Source organism: Streptomyces sp. NPDC101237 (assembly GCF_044767465.1).
GTDB lineage: Bacteria > Actinomycetota > Actinomycetes > Streptomycetales > Streptomycetaceae > Streptomyces > Streptomyces gramineus.
On sequence record NZ_JBIWNY010000010.1, the window covers coordinates 176,064 to 199,726 of the forward strand.

The 23,663-nt window shown below is 71.6% G+C and carries 17 protein-coding genes; 6 read left to right on the top strand and 11 right to left on the bottom strand.

The features are described 5' to 3' along the window. The 3 genes from ACIRQ9_RS17985 to ACIRQ9_RS17995 form a co-directional block, all read left to right on the top strand. Positions 1–123: RICIN domain-containing protein (locus tag ACIRQ9_RS17985; RefSeq protein WP_404173877.1), on the top strand; the 123-nt coding region annotated here is incomplete at its 5' end. Between the two features lie 71 nt (positions 124–194). After that, positions 195–1,925, top strand: coding sequence for a ricin-type beta-trefoil lectin domain protein (locus ACIRQ9_RS17990; protein WP_404173670.1), 1,731 nt, complete (start codon positions 195–197; stop codon positions 1,923–1,925). Positions 1,926–2,508: 583 nt separating this feature from the next. Further along, complete coding sequence (locus ACIRQ9_RS17995) at positions 2,509–4,581, top strand: glycosyl hydrolase family 28-related protein (protein ID WP_404173673.1); 2,073 nt, start codon at positions 2,509–2,511, stop codon at positions 4,579–4,581. Positions 4,582–4,675: 94 nt separating this feature from the next. Here ACIRQ9_RS17995 and ACIRQ9_RS18000 read toward each other — a convergent pair whose 3' ends face one another. The 4 genes from ACIRQ9_RS18000 to ACIRQ9_RS18015 all read right to left on the bottom strand — a co-directional run bounded on the left by ACIRQ9_RS18000 (position 4,676) and on the right by ACIRQ9_RS18015 (position 10,180). Then, complete coding sequence (locus tag ACIRQ9_RS18000; protein WP_404173676.1) at positions 4,676–6,481, bottom strand: RecQ family ATP-dependent DNA helicase; 1,806 nt, start codon at positions 6,479–6,481, stop codon at positions 4,676–4,678. Positions 6,482–6,898: 417 nt separating this feature from the next. Then, positions 6,899–7,999 (bottom strand): hypothetical protein, encoded by a 1,101-nt coding sequence (locus ACIRQ9_RS18005; RefSeq protein WP_404173679.1) that lies wholly within the window; start codon positions 7,997–7,999, stop codon positions 6,899–6,901. Positions 8,000–8,070: 71 nt separating this feature from the next. Continuing rightward, complete coding sequence (locus ACIRQ9_RS18010; RefSeq protein WP_404173682.1) at positions 8,071–9,771, bottom strand: SWIM zinc finger domain-containing protein; 1,701 nt, start codon at positions 9,769–9,771, stop codon at positions 8,071–8,073. Beyond that, positions 9,734–10,180: a histidine kinase dimerization/phospho-acceptor domain-containing protein gene (locus ACIRQ9_RS18015; protein WP_404173685.1), complete on the bottom strand. Its 447-nt coding sequence runs from the start codon at positions 10,178–10,180 to the stop codon at positions 9,734–9,736. The genes ACIRQ9_RS18010 and ACIRQ9_RS18015 overlap by 38 nt, the downstream gene beginning before the upstream one ends. Here ACIRQ9_RS18015 and ACIRQ9_RS18020 point away from each other — a divergent pair. After that, positions 10,145–10,570: an ankyrin repeat domain-containing protein gene (locus tag ACIRQ9_RS18020; RefSeq protein ID WP_404173689.1), complete on the top strand. Its 426-nt coding sequence runs from the start codon at positions 10,145–10,147 to the stop codon at positions 10,568–10,570. The two genes, ACIRQ9_RS18015 and ACIRQ9_RS18020, sit on opposite strands and share 36 nt — an antisense overlap. Positions 10,571–10,648: 78 nt before the next feature. On the opposite strand, the gene ACIRQ9_RS18025 is transcribed toward ACIRQ9_RS18020, so the two are convergent. Both ACIRQ9_RS18025 and ACIRQ9_RS18030 read right to left on the bottom strand, forming a co-directional pair. Further along, positions 10,649–11,491 (bottom strand): hypothetical protein, encoded by an 843-nt coding sequence (locus tag ACIRQ9_RS18025; RefSeq protein ID WP_404173692.1) that lies wholly within the window; start codon positions 11,489–11,491, stop codon positions 10,649–10,651. Positions 11,492–11,608: 117 nt separating this feature from the next. After that, on the bottom strand, positions 11,609–12,010 hold the full coding sequence (locus ACIRQ9_RS18030) for a hypothetical protein (protein WP_404173695.1): 402 nt from the start codon (positions 12,008–12,010) through the stop codon (positions 11,609–11,611). 152 nt (positions 12,011–12,162) lie between these two features. On the opposite strand from ACIRQ9_RS18030, the gene ACIRQ9_RS18035 reads away from it, so the two are divergent. Next, a complete protein-coding gene (locus ACIRQ9_RS18035) occupies positions 12,163–15,096 on the top strand; it encodes a BTAD domain-containing putative transcriptional regulator (protein WP_404173698.1) in 2,934 nt (977 codons plus the stop codon). Between the two features lie 75 nt (positions 15,097–15,171). Here ACIRQ9_RS18035 and ACIRQ9_RS18040 read toward each other — a convergent pair whose 3' ends face one another. Both ACIRQ9_RS18040 and ACIRQ9_RS18045 read right to left on the bottom strand, forming a co-directional pair. Continuing rightward, positions 15,172–17,130 (bottom strand): Ig-like domain repeat protein, encoded by a 1,959-nt coding sequence (locus ACIRQ9_RS18040; RefSeq protein ID WP_404173701.1) that lies wholly within the window; start codon positions 17,128–17,130, stop codon positions 15,172–15,174. 259 nt (positions 17,131–17,389) lie between these two features. After that, complete coding sequence (locus ACIRQ9_RS18045; protein ID WP_404173704.1) at positions 17,390–19,507, bottom strand: SpoIIE family protein phosphatase; 2,118 nt, start codon at positions 19,505–19,507, stop codon at positions 17,390–17,392. 170 nt (positions 19,508–19,677) lie between these two features. Here ACIRQ9_RS18045 and ACIRQ9_RS18050 point away from each other — a divergent pair, with 170 nt between their 5' ends. Beyond that, a complete protein-coding gene (locus ACIRQ9_RS18050; RefSeq protein ID WP_404173707.1) occupies positions 19,678–19,965 on the top strand; it encodes a hypothetical protein in 288 nt (95 codons plus the stop codon). Between the two features lie 7 nt (positions 19,966–19,972). Here the strand turns inward: ACIRQ9_RS18050 and ACIRQ9_RS18055 are convergent, their stop codons facing one another. The 3 genes from ACIRQ9_RS18055 to ACIRQ9_RS18065 all read right to left on the bottom strand — a co-directional run bounded on the left by ACIRQ9_RS18055 (position 19,973) and on the right by ACIRQ9_RS18065 (position 23,592). Then, positions 19,973–20,752, bottom strand: coding sequence for a copper homeostasis protein CutC (locus ACIRQ9_RS18055; protein WP_404173710.1), 780 nt, complete (start codon positions 20,750–20,752; stop codon positions 19,973–19,975). Next, a complete protein-coding gene (locus tag ACIRQ9_RS18060; protein WP_404173713.1) occupies positions 20,749–22,272 on the bottom strand; it encodes a M81 family metallopeptidase in 1,524 nt (507 codons plus the stop codon). The genes ACIRQ9_RS18055 and ACIRQ9_RS18060 overlap by 4 nt, the downstream gene beginning before the upstream one ends. Before the next feature lie 78 nt (positions 22,273–22,350). Beyond that, entirely contained in the window at positions 22,351–23,592 is a 1,242-nt protein-coding gene (locus ACIRQ9_RS18065; RefSeq protein ID WP_404173716.1) for an ROK family protein, read from the bottom strand. Positions 23,593–23,663: the final 71 nt, after the last annotated feature.

The window sequence follows — 23,663 nt, forward strand, 5'->3', positions numbered from 1 at the left end:
CGGATTCGCAACCAGAACTCGCAGAAGGTCCTCGGCGTCGACCTGATGTCGACGGCGAACAGTGCGCACGTCGTCCAGTACGACGACAACGGCACCGCCGACCATCTCTGGCAGTTCGTCTAGGCCCACGCAGAGCCCGGCCGGGCAGGCACCCCGCTCGCCGTCGTCATTCGTCCCACTCGGAGGTCACACACATGCGATCGAACTCGGCAAGACCCCTGCGCGACCGGTGGAGAAGAACGCTCGGACTCGTCCCCGTCGTCGCGCTCATAGCGGCGGCGGCCACCGCCACCACGACGGTCGACGCGCACGCGGCCGTGCCGCCGACACCGTCCGGCTTCTCGCTCACCTGGAGCGACGACTTCAACGGCGCGTCCGGCACGGGCATCGACCAGAGCCTGTGGAAGTACGACACCGGGCCGGGCAGCAACTTCGGCACCGGCGAGATCGAGACCATGACCAACAGCACCTCGAACGTGTACTACGACGGCCAGGGCCATCTGGTGCTCCAGGCCCTGCACTCCGGTTCAGACGCGCGCAGCGGATGGACCTCGGGGCGTGTGGAGACCCAGTCGGCGTCCTTCGGCGCCCCGGCCGGCGGAGTCGTCCGCATCGAGTCCGTCCTGCAGCAGCCGAACGTCAACACCTCCAACGGGGCCGGCTACTGGCCGGCGTTCTGGATGCTCGGCGCGCCCCTTCGCGACGGTGTGGTGTGGCCGAAGTCCGGCGAGGTCGACATCATGGAGGACATCAACGGCCGCAGCTCCGTCTTCAGCACCCTGCACTGCGGCGTGAACCCGGGCGGACCGTGCAACGAGTCGACCGGCATCGGCTCCGGTGAACGAGCCTGTTCCGGCTGCCAGACCGGCTTCCACGACTACGCGGCGGAGATCGACCGCTCCGTGTCACCGGAGCAGATCAGGTTCTACCTCGACGGGAACAACTTCTTCACCGTCAACGCCAACCAGGTGGACGCCACGACCTGGGCCGACGCGGTCGACCACCCCTTCTTCATCATCTACGACCTGGCCATCGGCGGCGGCTTCCCGGACGCCTTCGGCGGAGGCCCCAACGCGGCGACCGTCTCCGGCGGCAAGCTGGTCGTCGACTCGGTGGCCGTCTACAACAAGGGCCCGGGCTCCGGCGGCGGCGGCGGTTCGGTGAGCGGCCAGACGATCACCGGTCCCGGCGGCAAGTGTGTGGACGTGTCGGGTGACGACACCGGTGGCGACGGCACCGCGGTCCAGCTGTGGGACTGCCAGTCGGCGGCCAAGGACCAGCACTGGACGTGGAGCGGCCAGACCCTGCAGACCCTCGGCAAGTGCCTGGACATCGCGGGCGGCAACAGTGCCGCCGGGACCAAGCTGCAGCTCGCCACATGCAACAGCGGCGGGTACCAGTCGTGGGTGCGGCAGAGCGACGGCTCGCTGCGGAATCCGACCAGCGGCCGGTGCATCGACTCGCCGTCGGGCGCCACCGCGAACGGCACGCGCCTGCAGATCTGGGACTGCAACGGCTCCGGCGCCCAGAACTTCGCCATCGGAACCCCGATCTACGGTCCCGGCGGCAAGTGTGTGGACGTGGCCGGTGACGACACCGGTGGCGACGGCACCGCGGTCCAGCTCTGGGACTGCCAGCAGGCCACCTCGCTCGACCAGAAGTGGACCTGGAACGGCCAGACCCTGCGCACGCTGGGCAAATGCCTGGACATCGCGGGCGGTGTCAGCACGGCCGGAACCAAGCTGCAGCTGGCCACCTGCAACGGCGGGGGCTACCAGAACTGGGTCGTCAACTCGGACGGCTCGATGACGAACCCGACCAGCGGCCGGTGCATCGACTCGCCGTCGGGCGCCACGGCCAACGGCACACGCTTGCAGATCTGGGACTGCAACGGCTCCGGCGCCCAGAAGTTCTCCCTGGCCTGAGCGAACCACTGGCGTCGCCCCGACGCCGAGCCAGGCTGGCGGAAGGGTCTCGCCCCAACCGGCGAGACCCTTCCCCTCGCCCACGGACTGCTGCTCCGTCCGTCGAGCGTGGTTCATACAGCCCTGGACGATGTCGCCACGGCGCGGTCGCACCGCATTCGCACTGCCCAGCGCTACCGGAACGGCTCACGGCGCCGTCCTCGCCGTAGAAGCGGCCACGCTCGCACAAGGCGTCGATCTCGGCGTTGCCGTCCTCGCTCAACTGTGTGTCCAGCGCCGTACCGATCAGCTGCCCGACCCGAGCCAGTCGCCGGGTGACGTCCCAGTCCGCGACGAACGTGCGTCGTCACCGTCAACCGGCGCGATGAACCCGACGCCTGGTGTCGGCGATGTCCATCTACGCAAGAAATCAACAATCACTTGCAGGTTGCGAACGATGGGATGGAAGTTCGTGTCTGACGTCTTGTCGGGTCGTGCCGTCGGGTCCTAATGTCCCGGGTGCGCCGTGGTACGGCCCTTCCCCCGTGCCGGCGTGCACCGGGGTGCCCTCGGTGACCTCCGCTCCGAGAGAAACGGGTATCCGATGGGGCGTAATGACACTGGCCTGGCCGCGGATGGGTGGAGAGGGCGGGCGCGAAGACCGGCTCGGACCTTGACGGTGCTGACCGCGGCCGCCACCGGACTCGTGCTCGGGCTGAGCGCGCCGGCGCCGGCCGCGCCCGGTCACGGTGACCGCGCGGGCGCGCCGGCGGTGACCCGGGCCGGGCTCGATCCCGCCCTGGTCGCCGGACGAGGCGCCGCGGTGGACTTCGTCGAACAGGAGGCGGAGAACGCGCCGACGAACGGCACCGTCATCGGCCCCGACCGCACCGCCTACACGCTCCCTTCGGAGGCGTCCGGCCGCACGGCGGTGCGCCTGAAGCCGGGCCAGTACGTGGAGTTCACCCTCCCGCGCGCCGCCAACGCCCTCACCGTGCGCTACAGCATTCCCGACGCCCCGCGCGGCGGCGGCATCACCGCGCCCCTCGACGTCTCCGTGGACGGCCGGCACCGCACCACGATGACCCTCACCTCCCAGTACTCCTGGCTCTACAACCAGTACCCGTTCAGCAACGACCCCCAGGGCGACCTGCTGCACCCCGACTGGTGGATCACCGAGTGCTCCTGCGTCCCCGCCTCCACCACGCCGACGCCCGTCATCGACAAGCCGTTCCGGCCCAGCCACTTCTACGACGAGCAGCGACTGCTCCTCGGGAAGCGCTACGCGGCCGGTGACACCGTCCGTCTCACCGCGCCCAGGAACAGCACCGCGGCCTGGACCGTGATCGACCTGCTCGACACCCAACTCGTCGGCGCCCCGCACATCGAGACGCACGCGGCGAACGTCATCGCCTTCGGAGCCGATCCCACCGGGCGACGGGACGCGGGCGACGCCTTCGACCGGGCCATCGCCTACGCCAAGAAGCGGCACCTCAAGGTGTACGTGCCGCCGGGCACCTACCAGGTGAACCGCCACATCGTCGTGGACGACGTGACGATCGTCGGGGCCGGCAGCTGGTACACGATCGTCAAGGGCCACCAGGTCACCCTCGACACCCCCGCTCCCGACGGCTCCGTCCACACCGGGGTGGGTTTCTACGGCAAGGACGCGGCGGCCGGCGGGAGTCGCAACGTCCACCTCTCCGGCTTCACCGTCGAGGGCGACGTACGTGAACGCATCGACACCGACCAGGTCAACGCCGTCGGCGGAGCGCTGAGCGACTCGACGATCGACGGACTCTACCTCCACCACACCAAGGTCGGCATGTGGTTCGACGGGCCGATGAGCGGCCTGCGCGTCACCCGTACGGTGATCGCCGACCAGATCGCCGACGGCCTCAACTTCCATACCGGCGTGTCCGATTCGAGTGTCACGAACAGCTTCGTCCGCAACACGGGCGACGACGGTCTCGCCATGTGGTCGGAGAAGACGGCCGATGCCCGCAACGTCTTCGCCCACAACACCGTGCAGTCCCCGGTCCTCGCCAACGGCATCGCCCTGTACGGCGGCACCGACAACACCGTCACCGGCAACCTCGTCGCCGACCCCGTCAGGGAGGGCAGCGCCATCCAGGTCGGCTCCCGCTTCGGCGCGGAGCCCTTCGCCGGGAAGCTGACGATCTCCGACAACACCACCGTGCGCTCGGGGCCGTTCGAACTGAACTGGAAGATCGGTCTGGGAGCCATCTGGTTCTACGCCCTGGAGCGGGACATCGACGCCGACATCCAGGTCACCGGAGACCACTTCCTCGACACCACCTACAACGCGATCATGCTGGTCTCCGACTTCCCCGTGAAGGACAAGTACGCGATCCGAGGCGTCCACTTCAAGGACATCCGCGTCGACGGCACCGGCACCTCCGTGCTCAGCGCCCGTTCCGCCGGATCCGCGTCCTTCGAGAACGTGGACGCCCGCAACGTGGGAGCGGTCGGCATCAACAACTGCGGATCCTTCAACTTCCCCGCGACCGGCTCTGAGTTCGCCGTGAACGACCTAGGTGGCAATGACGGAGGTGGCACGACCGGCCCCTGGCTGGCCTCATGGGAGCTGCCGAACACCATCACCTGCGACGACCGTCCCCCGGTGGTCGTGCCTCCGGCGCCAACAGCCTGGTGAGAAACGGCGGAGGCCGTGCGCCGGAAGCCTCATGAGGGTCGAGGTCCGGCGCGCGGCCTCCGCTGAACCAGTCCCGCCGGCTACGAGAGCGTCGTCAGCCCGTGGATTCGGGCAGCGTGGCGAGCAACTGCTTGTCCGTCACCACGGCCAGCGACAGAGTGCGGTATCCGACCGTCTCGAACAGCACCGTGATCTTGCCGTCGTCCTCGCTCATCACCTCGCCCGGACCCCACTGGTCATGGTTCACGCGGACCCCCGGCAGGTAGGCGTGGTCGTCCGTCGCCGTGTGTACGGTGGCCTCCGCGGCTCGGACAGCACCCGTGGAGGAGTTCGAGCGCCTACCGGGCCGGGTCCAACGGCGCTGCCGCACGGCCGACTTGTACGGCCGTCCGGCATCCATGGCCGGCTCGCGCCTCAGCCGTTCAGCGGGCTCGGCCACCGCGCCGGTGCAGTTGTCGCAGGCCCCGCACGGGACGTGGACCGACTCGCCGAAGTATCCGAGCAGGAAACGCCGTCGGCAACCGGTGGTCTCCGCGTACCCGCGCATCATGTCGACCCGCGACTGTTCGAGCTTGCGGTGCGTGGCATGGACGGCGAGTGCGCTCTGCACCGCGGCCTCGACGTCGTCGGCCGCCGAGGCGTCACCCGACTCGGCCGCGCCGACGAAGCGGTTGCCCTCCCGTCCGCTGCGGACGGCCCCGGCCTCCTCCAGCAGGTTCAGTACGGCGGACAGAGCCGTCGGGCCGAGTTCGCAGTCGGCTCGGAGCCGCGCTGTGGCCACGGAGCCCTTCTCGCCGCGCAGGCGTTCGGCGACGCGACGGAGGGCGTCGGCGTCCGGCGCCCCGGCGGCGAAGAAGCGTTGCATGCCGAGGTCCTGCGGGCGGTACGCGAGGACCGCTCTGGCCGGTGCCCCGTCGCGGCCGGCCCGGCCGATCTCCTGGTAGTAGGCATCCAGCGAGCCGGGGACGGAGGCGTGGAGCACGAACCGTACGTTCGCCTTGTCGATTCCCATCCCGAACGCCGAGGTCGCCACGACCACGTCGAGTTCACCCGAGGTGAACCGGTCCTGAGTGTCGCCGCGTTCGGCGGCGGACCGGCCGGCGTGGTAGCTCGCGGCGCGGAGTCCGAGGCCGTTCAACCGCTCGGCGTAGTTGTCCGCGGCCCGCCGGGTCCCCGCGTACACGATGCCGGGCTTCTCCTGGGCAGCCGTCCGCTCCAGGACGAAGCGCTCCTGGGCCGTCGCGTCCTGGAAGGTCGCCACGTCCAGGTGGATGTTGGGGCGGTCGAAGCCGGCCACGATCTCCACCGGGTCGTCCATGCCGAGACGTTCGGCTATGTCCCGTCGGACCGGGGCCGCCGCGTTCGCGGTCAGGGCGAGCACCGGCGGGTTTCCGAGCCGCTCGCGCGCGTGGCGCAGCCGCAGGTAGTCCGGCCGGAAGTCGTGCCCCCACGACGACACGCAGTGGGCCTCGTCCACGACCAGCAGCCGAGGCCGTACCGCGGCGAGCCGGTCGGTGACGTCCGGCTTGGCGAGCTGCTCGGGAGCGAGGAAGACCACGTCGACGGACGAGGCGCTGATGCGGTCCCACGCCGTCTCGTTGTCACTGCGGCGCTGCGCGGAGTTGATGGCCGCGGCGCGCAGCGCTCCCGATTCGAGGAGGCCGCGCATCTGGTCCCGCTGGAGCGCGATCAGCGGCGAGACGACCACGACCGGACCACCGAGCAGAGCCGCGGGGACCTGGTAGACGGCGGACTTGCCGGATCCCGTCGGCATGACGGCGAGTACGTCACGTCCCTTCATCACGGCCTTCATCGCGTCGAGTTGGGCCGGACGCAGCTGCTGCCAGCCGAAGACCCGACGGGCCGTTGCGCGAAGACGGCGGGACGTGAGTGCGAACATGGCTCTCCTTGAAGGGTGGGCGGCCAACCGCCGTGTGCCTGCCGGTTACCCAGGTTCGCCGGGATATCGCCTCGGACGACACGGGGACCTTCGCACAAGCGAGCGAGGAGGCGTGTCGAGTCCCCTCGGGAACGAGCCAGGTGTGCGCCTGGGACGGCCTGTAGCTGGTCATCGCCCAGGCGCGACGACGACGTGCCGCACCCCGAACGCCCCCACCTCGGCGCGACCCACAAGCACGCCGGGTCGGCTCAGGAGACGGCAGGCGTTCTCGACCGGGCCGGCAGCGTGGCGGCTGGTGAACCCATCACGGCTTGCGAAACAGAACTCGAAGTGGGGCCGACCGCACCGGAGTTCACGAGCGCTGCGATCCGGGCCGCGGGGCATGCTGACGCCGTCGCCGGTTGGCTTCAGGCCCGGTCACAGGACCCGCAGACGGACCATGTCGTCAGCGAGCTGCGCGAACTGTCGGGCATCTGGGTGGTAGTGCGTGGGGGAGAAGCCGGGCACCGTGCCGAGAAGCTTTCCCTCGGTGGGATCCCATATCGACAGATCGGAACCGTCTCCACTGAACAGCTGGGTGCCATCGCTGAAGAAGAGTCCCGCGGGCCCCTCGAAGGAAAGGACCTCCGCGGCCACGGACACACGCCGGGTTCCACTCCGCCCGGTTCGGCTCGTGTCGAAGATCCGTGCCCCTGGCCGCATCGCCTCGTCGTCGTCGCCGAGTCCCTCGACGGCGACCAGGGTCGAGTCGATCCAGGTCATGCCGTGATCCCAGTAGTACTCCCGGACGCAGACGTCGATCCGGCTCGGACCGTCCTCGGACTCCCAGACGTTTCCGTCGATCCATGGGGCGAGGTCCCACACCGCCGGGATTCCCACGGGATGCCATACCCAGCCGTCGTCCAGGATCCGCCTCCCGTCCGGGCTCACGTACAGGGAGCCGTGGAAGTAGTCGAGATGGTGCTCCGGAACGGCCTCCGTGGCCGTGTGCGCGGGAAGAGACCGATCAGTCAGCAGCACACCCGTTTGCGCGTCCGACACGTCCAGCCGGTTCCAGGCCGTCCGGTGCACCACCACGCAACGTCCTCGACTGCGTGCGAACGCGAGCGAGAACGGCACCGTCTCCTCATGGTCACCCTGGTTGTCCAGCGCCAGAGTCACCTCACCGGTCCGGAGGTCGATCACCTCGCCGAAGCGGCCGTAGTCGTTGACGACCGCGGCGAACCCGCCGTCGTGAGAGGCATGCAGACGCCGCCGGAGGTGACGGTCGTTCCATGGCTCGCGATCGGGTTCCGCCTCGACGGTCGTGGTCCCGACGGTCTCGTGCGTGCCGGCGTCCATGTCCCACCGGCTGATCGTGCCGTCCTCGCTCAGCGCCAGCCACACGGGCCGACGCTGATCACGCAGCGGCGCGAGATCGACGACGGGCCCCGAACCCGGCGGCACTGAGATCCCCTGCACGGCGTCGCCGCCACCGACCATCGCTGCCCCCAGTTCCCGAACCCGGACCGACACCATATCCGGCCTGACTCCGGAGGGTGTCCGGCCGACCTGGGGGGAGTCCGGCGACGCGCCTGCCGGGGGCGGAGTCAGAGATCGTTCGAGTCGAGCAGTTGGATCAGCTTTCGCTTGCGTTTGAGTTCGGTGCGTAGTGCCGTCATGTGGCGGGAGAACTCGTCCGGAGTGCCGAGGCGTTGGTGGCATGCGCGGATGCTGCGCAGCAGCCGGACGATCTCCTGATAGGCCTCGTCCTTGGTCGACTGCTTCAGCGGCCCGAGCAGGCGCAGGTACACGCCGAGGGCGTCGGCTGGGCGGTGGTCTCTCATCCGGTCGGCCAGCGTGCGCAGTTGGCGTTCGTCGGCATGTCCCGCGGCCGCTTCCCAGGCGGCGTCGACCTCGCCCTCGTCGAGCAGGACGTCCACCAGCAGGCGGGGGGAACGGCCGAGGCCACCGCGGGTACCGTTGTCACGCAACAGCTCCAGTGCGGCAGCGCGCTCCTCCTCCCAGCGGCCGCAGGCCCGTGCCGCCGTCCGCAGTGAGCGGTAGGAGGCCAGGGAGCCGTGCGAACGGAAGCGGGTGCGGCGTACGGCGAGGGCCTCGTCGAGTCGTCCGGCCCGCACGTAGCGGACGCAGGCCCACTCCACCAGTTGCTGGTCGACGTCGCGCCGCTCCCCAGCGGTCCGCAAGCCCTGTTCGGCCCACTCCAGGGCCTCCCGGGCGCGGCCGGCCTGGTCCAGTTCCCGCGCGATCCGCAGGTGTGTGGCACCGTCCGGCGCGAGATCGTCGGCGTAGGCGGCGACCAGCGCGTCGACGTCGCCCTGCGCCTTCAGCAGCCGCTCTCTGAGATGTACCGCCTTGTCGGTGGGATCGTTCCGCCATGCTTCGGTGGCCAGGTCCAGTGCGCGGGTCAGTCCCGTCGGGCCGAGGACGCCGCGGTAGTCGACCGGGTCGACCGGCGTCACCTTGCCGACCGGTCCCAGCAGGTGCCCGACGAGCCAGCGAGCCGTCGGCTCCGGGTCCGGGTGTGCCGCCTCGCACGCGCGCAGGTGTACCGCCACGAGATCGTTCAAGGGGGTGAAGAGTTCGTCGGCGTCGTCCGCCGACTCGTAGACCTCGGCCAGGCGCCAGAGCGCCCACCGGGCCCCGTCCACTGCCTCCGCCACCCGGCCCGCGGCGATCAGGGCGCGCAGGACCGTCGCCGCCTGGGCCACGTCCTGGACGTAGAGGGCACGTTCGGCGTGCCCGTCGTCGGCGAACGTCCCCGGCGCGAGCAGTCCTTTGACCAGGTCACGGACCTCGGCGCGGTCTGCTTGCGCGACTCTGGCCCGCAGCAGCAGCCGGTCCCCCAGGGCTGAATCGGATGCCGACTCCTCGATCAGCAGTGCGAGCAGAGCGTCCCGATCCAGGGATTCGAGCCAGGGCGTCACCGGGTCCTGCGCGGGGAGGGACGGGGGCGGCGATACCGGCGTCGGATCGTCGGCCGACCGCGCCGAGAGCGGGGCGGTCTGCCGCAAGGCTGCCAGGCCCACCGCGACGCAATGCTTGCAGAAGTGACCGTCGGCTCCGTACGGGCAGTCGCAGGAGCCCGTCAGCCCTGTCCGGTGCGTGACGACGAGTTCGACCCGGTACGTTTCCCGTCCCGGCACGGTGGCGCGGATCGCGGTGCCGTCGATGTCGAGGCCGTGCACCGCGCCCGCGTAGTCCTCACCGCGGCTGAAGGATGTCTGCCCCGCCGCCCTCCGCAAGTCGGCCTCAGTGAAGTCCAGTTGGATGCTCGTTGTCCGCGCCACCCGCCCATTCAAGCCGATTCCGGCACCGCGGCGAAGCGGTCAGTGCGCGACGGCGTCTCCGGCGCCGCGGCGCAGCGAGCGACAGGGAGTGCGGCGGCACCGTGGCCGCCGCACTCCGGAGTCGGGACCGGTACAGGTCCTCCACCAGCCCGCTCGGCCGCGTGGTGCCCCCGCTGACGGACCGCAGTGCGTCGCCCGGCTCCCGGTCGTGGTGCGGCGCGTTCTCGTCGAGTACGTCGGTGAGCGCCGCCATCGCCGTGAGGGGGGTCCGCAGTTCGTGGGAGACGTCGGCCGGTCCGCACGTGCCCTGAAGCGGCGGACCGGCCGACGTGAGCGGTGACGGAGCCGTCCGGAATCGGTAGCCTCGCCGACCATGAACCGACGCCGGCGAAAGCAGCTCTCCCGTCATCTTTTCGAGGCGGCCTCGGCGGCCGATCCCGCCCGTGTGAAGGCCCTTCTGCGGGCGGGCGCGCACCCGGAGGGAGCGGACCGCGACGGCACCACTCCTCTCTATCTGGCGTCCGTCCAGGGAGCGGCGGAGATCGCGCGTCTGCTCCTGCAGGCCGGGGCCCGCGCGGACACCGAGAGCGCGGGAGTGGGCTCGGAGGGCACACCGCTCTGCGCGGCCGCGTGCTGGGGACACACCGGGACGGTGCGCGAACTGCTGGCGCACGGCGCCGACCCGAACCTGCGGGAGGACCACGGCACGGGCTGGACTCCCCTGGAGTGGGCGAACAGCGGACCCCATCCCGAGACCGCCGAACTCCTCATCGCGGCGGGAGCCAACGCCAGGGATTAGGGGGCCTTGGACCGGTCACGCCCCGGACCGGTCCGGGTCCTTGGCGGCTCGGGGGCGGTGCTTCCCGTGCGAGCGAGGTCAGTTGTCCCGGTCCAGGTAGCGCAGGAACAGGGACACGTAGGTCCGGTCGGTGGTCTGCGAGCAGGGAAACGTCGCCACGGCGGCATCGAGTTCCGATCGGTGGAACGCGCGCCACGCCGGGCTCTTGGCCGCCAGCGCCGCCAGTTCGTCCTGGGGCAGGACGTGGTCCCCGTCCTGGATGCCGGCCATGACGGCCGTGTACCGCTTGCGCAGGGCTGTGATGAGGGCCAGGCGGGACCGCGCCGGATGACCGGCCGCCGCCGCGCAGGAGCGCCACGTCCCGAGTGCCGAGCGGTACCGTCCGTCGTGTTGCACCTCGCCGTCCACCCGGGCCCACTCGGAGTTCGCCTCCGGGATTCCGTACTCCTTCTCGGTCGTGCGCTGCGAACTGTCGACGCAGCCGGGAAGCGCCGCGTCGTAGGCCTTGAGGGAAGCGGCCGAAAGGTTCTTCAGGTAGCTCTCGGCCGCCGCGGTCTCGGGCGCGAAGTGCGGGAACACCGATATGCCGAAGCCGTGCTCCCGCGCGTAGCCGAGACTCGAGAAGTCCGAGGCGTCCTCGACGTCCACCACGCTGTGCGGGTCCCTGGGCAGGTACCGGATGCCGTGCGACCTCATGCACCGGGATGTCAGGGACTCCGTGCGGGCGGCGACCTCGAGGTCGAACTTCCCGGACTCCGACGGGCCGGAGGCACCCGCGAGGATCAGCACGAAGCGGCGGGTGTTGGCCGTAGCCCGTGCCGTCGGGCCGCCGTCGGACGGGTGGAGCGCGAAGCCTGCCGCGGCCGTCGCGGCCACCACCACGGTCAGCACGACCGTGCGGATCCGGTGTCTGCCCAGCATCGTCCGGGCCTCCTCCTTCGACTGTCGTGCCCTGGGGGGCACTGATGGCACTGATGGGCCCTGGTGCTCGCCGAGGCCGGCGCGCACCAGGGTCTGCGCTGTGTGCTCAGGCACCCGTCACCAGTTGCTCAGATCGACGCCCACCTGGTCGAAGCCCTGGTTGTACGTACCGTTGTTGGTGCAGTCGTAGTGCGAGGAGTTCGTGCCGTTGCGGGCGATGATCGAGGACTCGTACCAGTTGGCGCCGCCGTTGCCGCGGAGGCAGTGAGCCATGTCCTTGCCGCCGTCCTGCCCGGACACCCAGACGAGCGACTGCTGGTAACGCTGGTAGCGGCTGTCCCAGTTGTTCGCCACGAACTGGTAGTTGCCGGTCCTGCCGGAGTCGTTGTACGAGCCGGCTTGCGTGACGTTGCCGGTCTTCACCTGCGTCTGCGCCTCGGCGGTGCCGGTGGTGAGGCCGATCGCGGCGCAGCAACCCGCGACCGCGAGTACGCCGAAGGTCTTCCAGTTACGAGCCATGGCTGACGGATGCTCCTTGTGTCGGTGGCCGAACGGGAGTGGTGCGGCGGTGCGGAAGAGACGCTATGGACACAGATCCGTCGGTCGTCCTAGATTCGTCCTAGTGCGAGGTCGGCCGGGGGACGCGTTCATCGACACGTACCAGGGGGAGCATGGAGTTCGGCTTACTGGGGCCGTTGCACGCCCAGATCGCCGGAGAGACGGTTCCGTTGAACGGGCCGCGGCAGGCCAAGATGCTGGCCGCACTGCTGGTCGACGCCAACCACGTCGTGACCACGGAACGGCTCGTCGCCGTCATGTGGGACGCGAACCCGCCCGCCACCGCGGTCCGTCAGGTCCAGGACGCCGTCTCCGGGCTGCGCCGCAACCTCGCCACCAGCGGAGCACCCGGCACCCTGATCAGCACGCGGCGCGGCGGCTACGAGATCCATCTGGCCCAAGACCAGCTGGACCTGCTGGAGTTCGACCACCGCCGACTCCTCGCCGAACAGTCCACGAGCCCGGCCGAAACTGCGGCCGCGCTGCGGCACGCGCTCGCCTGCTGGCGCGGCCGCGCCCTGCTCGACCTGCGCAGCCAGGCCCTGGAGATCGACGCGGCACGGCTCGACGAGTTACGCGCGGCCCTCCACAAACGGTGTCTGGCCGTCGAACTGGAGCTGGGCCGGCATCGGGAGGCCGTCGGTGAACTGACCGCTCTGCGCCGCGAGCATCCCTACGACGAGCAGGTCGCCGAGCACCTGATGGTCGCGCTCTACCGCTGCCGCCGACAAGGCGAGGCGCTGCGGGTGTACGAGGGGCTGCGCAGGACACTGGCCGACGAGCTCGGCGTCGACCCCTCCCCGCCGTTGCGGGCGCTGCACCAGCGCATCCTCACCGCGGATCCCGAACTGGCCGCCACGCCCGTCGCGCACAGCCCCTCGGTGACGGGGCCGGAGAGCCCCGCCCCCGCGCTCTCCGGGCTCGCGATGGCGATGCCGGTACGGCAACTCCCGCTCGACGTACCCGATTTCGTGGGCCGGGCCGACGCGCTGGCGGAGATCGCCGGACTGCTCGACATGTCGGGACCGCACCGCGCTCCGGTGGCCTCCGTCGTGGGCGGTCCGGGTGTCGGCAAGTCCTGTCTGGTGACGCACGCGGCGCGGCTGGCGAGCCGGCACTTCCCCGACGGGCAGCTCTACCTCGACCTCGCTGCGACCTCCGACGAGCCGCGGGACCCCGCGCTGATGCTGGCCGAGGCGCTGCGCGCCCTGTCGATCGTCGGCAGCGCCATCCCGAAAGGCCTGTCCGAACGGGCCGCGCTCTACCGGTCGTTGCTGGCCGACCGCCGCATGCTGGTGGTCCTGGACGACGCCGGTCACGCCGACCAGGTGCTGCCGCTGCTGCCCGCGGCCGACGGCTGCGCCGTGCTGATCACCAGCCGGACCCTGCTCACGCACCTTCCCGGCGCCCGCCACATCGACCTGGACGTGCTGAGCCCGACGGAGGCGCGCGAGCTGTTCACCGGCATCGTCGGACGGGAGCGGGTCGAACGGGAGCCGGCGGAGGCCGACGCGATCCTCGACTGCTGCGGCAACCTGCCGCTGGCGATCCGGATCGCCAGCGCCAGACTCGCCGGCCGCCCGGCCTGGTCGCTGCGAGTGCTGCGGGAGCGGATCGAGGACGAGTCCCGACGCCTCGCCGAGCTGCGGATCGGGGATCTGAGCGTGCGGGCCAGCGTCGATCTGAGCCTGCGACTGCTTCCGGCCGACGCGGTGCGGGCGCTGAGTCTGCTGGGCCTGCTCGGTGCCGCCTCCCTGCCCGGCTGGGTGGTCGGACCGTTGCTGGACCGCTCAGACGCCGAGGAGGTGCTGGACACCCTGGTCGACGCCAGCCTGGTGCGGCTGACCGCCACCGACGCCCTCGGTGAGCCGCGCTACCGGCTGCACGACCTGATCAGGACCTGCGCCGTGGAGATCGCCGCCCAGCTGCCGACGGCGGACCGGCGGGACGCGATCGTTCGAGTGCTGTCCGTCTGGCTCGATCTGGTCGGGCGCGGCACCGACCGGCTGCCGGGCGGCCTGTTGGCGGCGGCGCCCGGTTCGGCGCCGCGCCGGTCCCTTCCGGACGGGGTCGTCGACCGGCTCATGGCCGATCCCTTCGGCTGGTTCGACACGGAACGCGACAACCTGCTCGGGGCCGTGCAACTGGCCGTGGACTGGGGCCTGGACGAGACGGCCTGGGAGCTGGCGGCCGGTACGGCGACGTACTACGACCACCGGTGCCTGTACCAGGACTGGCAGCACGGGCACCGGCTCGCCCTGGACGCGGCCGAGGCCGCGGGCAACGCGCGCGGGGCGTCGGTACTGCTCCGCGGCCTCGGCCAGCTGCACATCTACCAGGACGAGTTCGACCGGGCGACCCATGCCCTGGAGTCCTCCATCGAGCTGTGCCGGGACGGCGCCGACAAGCTCGGCGAGGCGCTGTCGGTGGCGACCCTCAGTACGGTCAGCCGGGTGCAGGGCCGTGACGACGAGGCGCTCGAACGGGTCGAGCAGGCGCTGGCCATCGCGGTCGGCGAGGGCGACCGGCACATCGAGGCCCAACTGTCCTGCTCCATCGGCGTGATGCGCCTCATGCAGGGACGGCTGGAGGCGGCGGAGTCCTGGTTCACCGGAGCCCTCCGCCTGGCCGAAGAACTCGACGACGAGCACCGCGTGGCCGTCGTCCTGCGCAGGCTCAGCCGGTTGCACGACCGGCGAGGCCACCAGGACGAGGCGCTGCGCTGCCTGGGGCGGGCGCTGACCACTTTCGAGATGCTGTCCGACGAGCGGTGCGCCGCGTACACGCTGCTGGAGATCGGCCGCGTGCACGCGGGACAGGACGACCGGGGCCTGGCGGGCCCGGCGCTGGAGCGCGCGGCGGCCCTGTTCCACCGGCACGGCGACCGTCAGGACGAAGCCACCTGCTGGCAGCTGATCGGCGACCTGGAGGCCGCCGCCGGCCTGCACGACCTGGCCCGAAGGCACCGCGGCAGGGCACAGGTGCTGTGGGAGGCCATCGGCGAGATGAACCGGACGCGCGCTCCCGCACGACCCTCGTCGCCGTGAACCGCGTCCGCGTCGGGCACGCGGGAGGGCGGCGGGGTCTGCCGCCCCGTCGCCCTCACCTCGTCTCCGGGCCGGTCAGCTGCTGAAGTAGAAGTAGTTCCAGGAGCCGTAGGTGGTGGTGTTCACGTTGTCGCCCGAGGTCGGGTCGATGTACGAGGTGCGCACCCTGGCGCGTACGCCCGAGGTTCCGGGGTGTCCGAGATTGACGACGGACTTGCCGTTCGTGCCGAGGGAGAAGTAGTCCGAGTACGTCGTGTACCACCTGCCGCCGGAGTAGACCTGGAGGTCCAGGCGCTCCTTGCGGCCCTTGTAGTAGGTCATCGTGGTGGTCAGGACGGCGTCGGTGTTCTTGTGGTAGTAGCGGTAGCGGGTCGAGCCGATCGTGCCGGTCCGGTAGTACTTGGACAGTGAACTCGCGGTCTTCACGTGCGCGTAGGCGGTGGACTTGACGGTCCGGCCGGCGTAGCGGGCGTCACCCTTGAAGACGACGGTCACCGCGGTGTCGCGGGACATGGTGACGGTGGCGGACAGATTGCCGTGCGCGTCGGTTCTGCCGGTCTTCAGGAGCTTGTTCGGCTTGTCGGGGCCGTAGGGGTCGGCCCAGATCTCAGCCGTGCGGTTGCTGTAGGTGGTGCCGAGGTGGGCGGTGAAGACGACGTTCTTGCCGTAGGCGTACGTCTTCTTGTTGTTGGTGAGCGTGAGGGCGGGCGTGGCGCGGGGGACGGTGACGGTGTCCGAGGAGGAGGCCGCCGTGTGCGCGGCATCCCCGGCGTAGGTCACCGTGTACCGCACCTTGCTGCCCGCGGGAGGCGCGTCGGTGAAGGAGAACGTACCGTTCGCGCCCAGCGCCTTCACGCCGAGCGGCTTGCCCGCGGGGGAGAGCAGGTCGGTGCGCACGACGTTCAGCGGGGTGCCGGCGGGCAGCTTCAGGCCGGTGGTGAGCGTGCCCTTGACGGTGAGCGTCTTGCCGCGCGTGCCGGTGGCGGGAGCGTCGACGGTCAGTGACGTGACGTACTTGCGCGGTTCGGTGACGGTCTGCAGCTGCATGGAGCCTGTGCTGCCGGTCAGCACGAAGAGTCTGCCGCCGTCCGCCGACCAGGCCGTCGAGTGCCCGCCCCACGGCATCCACGAGCCCGACAGGTTGCGGATGCTGGCGGGCGCGTCGGCGCCGCCGGGGAAGACGTAGGTGTCGCCGGTGTTCTCGGTGTCGAGCGCGGTGGCCGCGACGGTGCCGTCGGGGGCGACGCTGACGGTCTCCGGCTCGTCCTTGACCGGGTACTGGTGGACCATCTGGAGGTCGGAGAGCCGGAATTCGGTGACCGCCCGGTTGCCGGGACCGGCCACGACGATCGACTGTGCGTCCGGGGTGAGCGCGCCGTCCCGGTAGAAGCCGCCCTCGTCCGCCGCGACGCGGATGACCGGGGTGCCGGTGGAGATGTCGTAGACGATGATCGGCCCGCTGCTGATCCCCGGGTCGAGGGCGACCAGGGTGGTGGGGTTCGCCGGGTCGGCGAACAGCCGCGGCGTGGTGGCGAAGTCGTGGTCGCCCGCGAGGTCGAGGGTCACGGCGGCGGGGTCGGTGCTCAGGTCGACCCTGCCGAGTCCGGACTCCCACTGGTCGCCGTAGCCGAACCAGATCCGGCCCTCGGTGAGGGCGATCCAGCGCGGTGCCGTCCCGGTGCCGGTCGGGTACGCGGCGGTCTGCGTGAGCGTCGCCGTGTCGAACGCGACGATCTTGTCCGCGCCGGTGACCGCGGCGTACAGGGTGCTGCCGTCCGGGCTCAGCTGGAGGTCGGACACCTGGGGCAGGCCGGTGAGCCTGCTGAGTACTTTGCCGTTGTAGCCGACGACGGAGATCGTGCTGTCGCCGCTGAGGAAGAGGTGCTGGTGAGCGCCGTCGACGACGGTGTCGTTCACGTCGCCGACGCTGATCGGCACGCTGGTGTCGGCGGTCGCCGGGCCGGCCGTCGTCAGTACGACGGAGCTGAAGAGTGCTGCCGTCGCGACGGCAGCCGGAAGTGTGCGGATACGCACGGTGATTCGCCCCCCAGGGATGTATGGCCGTGGTGTGCGGCCTGCGCCGGTCCTGTAGCCGGTGAGCGAAGGTTAGGCCAAGGCTCTGACACCCCACACGGCACCCCGGCTCAGCGTGGGGACCCGGCGGTGACCTCGGGCCACCGCGACTGCTCGGGCGTGTTCGGGCCGGGAGCGCCGTTGCCCTGCGGCGGGGTGGTGCCGGGCCCGGCCGATGCCGGGGCGTCCAGGGGCGGCCGCCGCATCGGCATCTCCCGCGTCAGCCGGTGAAGTGGACGAGCAGGACGGCGATGTCGTCGGCGCGCGCCGCGCACGACAGGTCTCCGAGGAGCCCGTCCGTGAGGGCTTCGACGTCGTCGGCGGGGGAGCGCGCGAACCGGCTCGCGAGGTCCGTGACGGCGTCGCCGATGTCGATGCCGGGCACCTCGACGAGACCGTCGGTGTACAGGGCCATCGTGGTGCCCGGCGTCAACGGCAGTTCCACGCAGGGGTAGTCGGCGTCGGGCACGATGCCGAGCAGCGGTCCCGGTGGGAGCGCGAGGGCTTCGGACCGGCCGTCCGGAAGGCGCAGCAGGGGCGGCAGATGGCCTGCGGTGGCAAGCAGGACGCGGCGCCGGGCGCGGTCGAACTGGACGCAGAGGCAGCTGGCGAACAGGCCCGGGTCGAAGTCGCACATGACCTCGTTGGTGCGCGCCAGGAGGTCGTCCGGCTCCATGCCCGCGATCGCGTGTGTGTGCACGGCGGTGCGCAGTTGGCCCATCACGGCCGCGGCCCGCACGTTGTGGCCCTGGACGTCACCGATGACCGCGGTCGCGGTGGTCGTTCCGCAGCGGATCAGATCGTAGAAGTCGCCTCCGACGTCCATGCCGTGGCGCGCGGGCAGGTAGCGGGCGGCGGCGTCCAGACCGGGGATCTCGGGCAGCCGTTGGGGCAGCAGACCGGTCTGCAGGGTGCGGGCGAGGTTGTCCTTGGCCTCGTGCAGGCAGGCCCGGTCCAGGGCCTGGGCGACCAACCCGGCCAGGGAGACCATGAGATGACGCTCCGCGGAGGGGAAGTCCCGGGTGCGGTCGAAGGACAGGACGAGGATCCCCACCGGCCGGCCGCGGATGACCAGCGGCAGGAACGCCCAGGCGTTCCTGCGGCCGTACTGCACGGCGTCCGGGTAGGTCCGCTTGAACTCGGCGAAGCTGCCGAAGAACAGCGGGGTGTGACCGGTGAGTGCCTTCGCGGGCGGGTTGTCGGATCCCAGGGAGTGGCCGTCGAAGACGGCCAGGAAGGCCGTGGTGTAGCCGCGTTGGCCGACCACCTGCAGCCGTCCCTCGGACGCCGCCATCAGGATCAGGCCCGCGGCGCCGAAGGAGGGCAGGAGCTGATTGGCGATGGTCTCCGCCACGTCCTTCACCCGCACGGTCTCGGTGAGCGCGGCCGCGAGGTGCATCAGCTGGTGGTAGGGCCTGACGTCGGTGTCCTCCTCGCGGGAGACGGGCCGGGGCCCGGCGGTCGGCGCGGGGCGGGGGAGCGGGGTCATGTGGACGCTGACACCGCTCGCGCCGGGGAAGAGCTGGAAGAACACGCGGGTGCCAGGGGTGCGCTCGGCGGTGAAGCGGACGGGCCGCTGCCCGATGACCGCGGCACGGAACCGCTCCTCGAAGGCGCTGCCGGCGAGCCACGGTACGCGTTCCCAGGGCCGTCCGGCCGTCAGTTCCCCGGTCGGCAGCCCGAGCAGTGCGGCGGCCGGGTCGCCGACGAAGGTGATCCTGCCGTCCAGGTCGAGGGAGAGGGCTCCCGGCAGCCGGGCGGCGAAGTCGTGGGCCGCGAGCGCTTCGGCCGGAACGGGTGAGCAGGCGCGGTCGGGATCCACGATGAGCGGACGCTCCGCCGGCACCAGCGGCCGGCCGCCGCGGACGGCGCGCTCCAGCAGCCGGCCCGCCTCCTGGCAGTAGGCGTCGATCGCCGTCGTCTCCCGAGGGCTGAGGTCGACGGCGTGCGAGGGCGGCCACAGCAGGCAGACCGCTCCCCGCACGGTGTCTCCGGCGATCAGCGGCGCCGCCGCCACCGTGTGCTCGGGCACCATGAGCGCGAGCCGTGGATAGTGCAGGGCCAGCGTCTCGGGGGAGCCGACCCAGACCAGCCGTCTGTCCCGGGTCGCCTCGGCCGCCGGGACGGCCTCCTCCACATGGATCCGCGCCCAGGGCGAGGCCACGGTCCAGGACGTCCCGTACAGCATCGACAGGCGCAGAACCGGTTCGCCGGGGGCGAGGAGGAAGACCATGGCGCTGGACGCCGAGGTGTCCCCGACCAGGCGCCGCAGCAGCCCGGCCAGGTCCGCCCAGTTTTGGGCGGAGCCCGAGGCGGCAGCCCACACCACGGCCCTCACCGCCCTTCCTGAACACCGGCCCGTTCAGGCGTCACACCTGGCTCACCGAGACGAAAAGATGACGTACAAGGACGATAGCCCCATACCGTCCGCTGATCGCGCGGACTCCGCGAGGTCCCCGTGCCGCCCCGCGCGGACGTCGCCGGGGCCCCGCGTGGGAGCATCGGGCCATGAGCGGCGACCTGGACGTGAGTGCCCTGGCGATCAACGTCACGATCCCGGAGGGACTCCGCTGGACGGACACCCGCCGCGGTGAGGCGTTCACGCTGACCACGCTCAACGTGCGCCTCCTCCCCGACGGCCGGCTCGCCGCGAAGGCCTACGGCCGTCCGGTCGCCGGCGGCCGGGGCGCCTACGTCTCGTTCCCCGTCCCGGACCGGCCCGAACTGGCGGCCCTGATCGCCGAGGCCGCCACCCGTGCCGGAGCGCTGTGGGCCGCCCACCGCGGTCTCGGCTGAGCGGGACTCACCGGGGCACCGGGACGGCCGTCCGGGTCGCCAGCATCCGGCTCGCCTCGGCGACCACCGCCGGGTCGGTGACGAAATGCGTGTCCTGGTCGGCGGAGGCGCCGGCCACGCCGAGCGGGACCCACGCGGCCCCGCGGCGGGGCTCCGCGCGGCGCTTCGCCGACAGGTGCACGGCCGCCACCCCGGCGGCCGTCAGCGCCGGGATGTCGGACGGCCGCACCCCGCCGCCCGCCATCACCTGCACGCCGGGCGCGGCCTCGACCATCGCGGCGAGGCGTTCCAGCCCCTGCCCCGCGGCCGGGGCACCGCCCGAGGTGAGCACGCGGGTGAGGCCGAGGGCGGGCAGCAGCGCCGCGGTGGCGACGGGATCGGCGGACAGGTCGACCGCGCGGTGCAGCGTCACCTCGACGGGCCGGTCCGCCTCCCGGGCCGCGGCGGCGAGGCGCTTGACGGCATCGGTGTCGAGGGTGCCGTCGGCCGCCAGCGCGCCCACGACCACACCGGAGGCACCGGAGGCGATCACGGACCGCACCTCGGCAGCCATCAGGGCGATCTCGTCGGCGTCGTGCACGAAGTCGCCCGGACGGCAGCGGACCAGGACCTGGACCGGCAGGCCCACGGCGGCGACCGCACCGACCAGGGCGGCCGACGGGGTCAGACCGCCCAGTTCCAGACCGGTGCACAGCTCGACGCGGTCGGCCCCGTGGTCCCGGGCGACACGGGCGCCGGCCGGTGAGGTGACGGCGATCTCCAGTGCGGGCACGGCGGGCCCGCTCACTCGTCGTCCCCGGTGAGCGGCTGGTCGGAGGCCGGGATGATCCGGGCCGTCAGGTCGGGGGCGGCCATGTCGCGGTCGAAGGGGAACATCGGGCGGCGGATGCGGCGGTGGCCGAGGCGCACCAGGTCCTGGTCGACACCGCCGGGGGTGAGGGCCATCTTCCAGCCGACCGACATGTCGAACAGCTCCGGCTCCAGATAGCCGATCTTCACGATCACGAGGTCGGCGGAGCGCGGATCCAGATCGAGGTCGGTGAAGTCGTGCTCGTGGTGGTACGGCTTGCGGAGCCTGGTGAGGATCGCGTGCACGCTGCCGACACGGACGACGACCTCGGTCTCGGCGTCCCGGTCGCCGTGCCGTATCGCGTGCACCACGCCGGTCAGGGTCACGGGTCCCGCGTGCCGGTCGTCGACGTCCGCGCCGGCCGTGACGGTGACCGTGGCGCCGACGCCGGCCGCGACGGCGGTCTCGATCGCGGCGGGACCGGGCACCGAGGCGTAGATGACGGTCGGCCCGTCCTCCTTCTGGAACTCGGGCCGCTCCAGCAGCCGGGTCAGCCCCCAGGTGACGTCACCGGCGCCGCCCGCGGTCGGGTTGTCGCCGGTGTCGCTGATGAAGTACGGCCGCCGGTCGGAGGCCAGGGCCTCGTCGAGCAGTTCGTCGTACGGGCCGGTCGGGGCGACGAAGTCGAAGTCGTCGCGGGCGTCCCAGAAACCGCGGGCGAGGCGTTCCGCGCCGGCCGAGACCGCGGCCGTGTCGTCGCCGGTGACGACCACCACCGCGCGGTTGCGGGGCTCGTCCGCCCACGCGTAGCCCACCCAGATCGCCGCGTCCGTCACGCCCGCGGTGGCCTCGACCTCGTCGACCGCCGCGTACACGCTCTTGGCGGGCTCGATCCGGGTGGAGGTCTGCTCGCCGGCCAGCAGCACGGGGACCGGCACCCAGGCCTTGACCGGCCGGGGGCCGCCGGAGACCAGGAGGTCGACCAGGTTGCGCACGGCGCGCTCCTTGGTCTCCATGTGGTCCTCGTGCGGGGCCGTCCGGTAGCAGGTGATCAGGTCGCTGCGGTGGGCGAGTTCGCGCGAGACGTTGCCGTGCAGGTCCATCGAGGTGGAGACGATCACGTCCGGGCCGACGGTGGCGCGGATGCGCTCCAGCAGCACGGCCTCGGCGTCGTCGACCCCTTCCACGGTCATGGCGCCGTGGATGTCGTACCAGAGGCCGTCCGGCCGGGGCAGCGCGGCGAGGCGTTCGATCAGTTCGTCGGTGAGCGCGGCCCAGGCCGCCGCGGTGACGGTGCCGCCCGGCAGTGACTTGCCGACCAGCGCGCCGTGCCAGTCGGCGGCCTCGTGCAGTTCCTCGCCCGGGGCGAGGAACGGGTAGCGGTCCAACACCTCGGTGCCGCGCGAGGGATGGAAGGCGGGTGCCTCGGTGCGGGCGGGGGAGAAGGTGGAGGACTCGATGCCGAGGCCGGCTATGGCGATGACGGGGCGGGCGACGGCGGTGCGGGTGTGCGTCATGGCTCCTCGTGCGGGGTGGTGCGGAGTGGGTGGTGCTGCGGGGCGTACGTCTCCGGACACGGCGGTCTCCGCGGGGGGTCAGCCCCTCCTCGGGGCCGCGACGGTGTGGAACCGGTCCGGGCCGTCGCCGGCGGTGTCCCCCAGGGCGCGGGCCAGGGCGCGCTGGAGGGCGAAGAGCCCGGCGCCGGCGAGTCCCGCGTCGGCGCCCAGGATGGCGCGCTCGATGGTCAGGTGCTCGGTGGCCAGCGGGTGGCAGCTCTCGTAGAGCTGGCTGCGGACCGCGGCGACGAACGGCTCCAGGGTGGAGAGGATGCCGCCGAGGTAGACGGCGTCCGGGTTGAAGAAGTTGACGTTGGCGGCGAGCACCCGGCCGAGGTGGTCGCCGGCCCGGCGGACGGCGCGGGTGGCCTCCGGGTCCGCGTCGGTGGCGAGCTGGACCACGTCCTCGGTGCTGGCCACGTCCACCCCGCGTTCGTGCAGGATCCGGACGAGCGCGGCGCCGGACGCCACGGTCTCCAGGCAGCCGGTGTTGCCGCAGGAGCAGGGGATGTCCGCGCCGCTCTCGATGCGGATGTGGGTGATGTCGCCGGCCGCTCCGGTCGCGCCCCGGTAGAGGTTCCCGTCGATGATGACACCGGCGCCGATCGCCGTACCGATCTTGACCGTGATCGTGCGGCGGTGCTCGGCGGGCCGGACGCTCTGCTCGCCGACGGCCATGCAGTTGGCGTCGTTGTCGACGACGGCCGGTACGCCGAAGCGCTCATCCAGCCAGGCGGCCACCGGGAAGCGGTTCCAGCCGGGCATCCGGGACGGCAGGACGACGGCGCCGGCGGCCACGTCCACCGGTCCGGGCAGCGAGAGCCCGACGCCCCGGAGCCGGTCGCGCCCGCGCTGCTGGGCGAGGGACTCCAGGTGCTCGGCGAGTCTCGGCAGCGCCGCCTCGGGGCCGTCCGCGACCTCGAAGGGCACGTTGGCGACGTCGCGGACTCCGCTGCCCGGCAGCACCACACCGATCCGGGCGTGCCGGCCGCCGAGGTCCGCGGCCACGGCGTACTCGTCGGTGCTGCCGGCCCTGAGCACCCTGCGGGGGCGCCCCCCGGTCGAGGACTGCGTGCCCTCCTCGGCGAGGAGCCCGCGCTCGACCAACTCGGCCACCGTGAGCGAGATGGTGGAAGGGGCCGTGCCGAGGAGCTGGGCGAGTTCGGCGCGGGACGACGCCTGTCCCGACGCGACGAGTTCGAGGACGCGCGTGGCGAGGGCCGCGCCCTTCGGGTTCACGCCCTTGGTGCTCTTGCGGTCCCGTGCACTTATTTCAGTCATGTACGAAGTAACTTCCGCGGTGATGGGTGTGCCGGAGACAGTACGCCCGATCCGGCACGTGGGGAACGGTT

What these genes read in the sequence shown, in the direction of transcription:
- ACIRQ9_RS18025 (WP_404173692.1), bottom strand. Translation starts at nt 11,491, where the DNA reads ATGCTGGGCAGACACCGGATCCGCACGGTCGTGCTGACCGTGGTGGTG.
- ACIRQ9_RS18065 (WP_404173716.1), bottom strand. Translation starts at nt 23,592, where the DNA reads ATGACTGAAATAAGTGCACGGGACCGCAAGAGCACCAAGGGCGTGAAC.
- ACIRQ9_RS17990 (WP_404173670.1), top strand. Translation starts at nt 195, where the DNA reads ATGCGATCGAACTCGGCAAGACCCCTGCGCGACCGGTGGAGAAGAACG.
- ACIRQ9_RS17995 (WP_404173673.1), top strand. Translation starts at nt 2,509, where the DNA reads ATGGGGCGTAATGACACTGGCCTGGCCGCGGATGGGTGGAGAGGGCGG.
- ACIRQ9_RS18030 (WP_404173695.1), bottom strand. Translation starts at nt 12,010, where the DNA reads ATGGCTCGTAACTGGAAGACCTTCGGCGTACTCGCGGTCGCGGGTTGC.
- ACIRQ9_RS18020 (WP_404173689.1), top strand. Translation starts at nt 10,145, where the DNA reads ATGAACCGACGCCGGCGAAAGCAGCTCTCCCGTCATCTTTTCGAGGCG.
- ACIRQ9_RS18060 (WP_404173713.1), bottom strand. Translation starts at nt 22,272, where the DNA reads ATGACGCACACCCGCACCGCCGTCGCCCGCCCCGTCATCGCCATAGCC.
- ACIRQ9_RS18035 (WP_404173698.1), top strand. Translation starts at nt 12,163, where the DNA reads ATGGAGTTCGGCTTACTGGGGCCGTTGCACGCCCAGATCGCCGGAGAG.
- ACIRQ9_RS18005 (WP_404173679.1), bottom strand. Translation starts at nt 7,999, where the DNA reads ATGGTGTCGGTCCGGGTTCGGGAACTGGGGGCAGCGATGGTCGGTGGC.
- ACIRQ9_RS18000 (WP_404173676.1), bottom strand. Translation starts at nt 6,481, where the DNA reads ATGTTCGCACTCACGTCCCGCCGTCTTCGCGCAACGGCCCGTCGGGTC.
- ACIRQ9_RS18015 (WP_404173685.1), bottom strand. Translation starts at nt 10,180, where the DNA reads ATGACGGGAGAGCTGCTTTCGCCGGCGTCGGTTCATGGTCGGCGAGGC.
- ACIRQ9_RS18050 (WP_404173707.1), top strand. Translation starts at nt 19,678, where the DNA reads ATGAGCGGCGACCTGGACGTGAGTGCCCTGGCGATCAACGTCACGATC.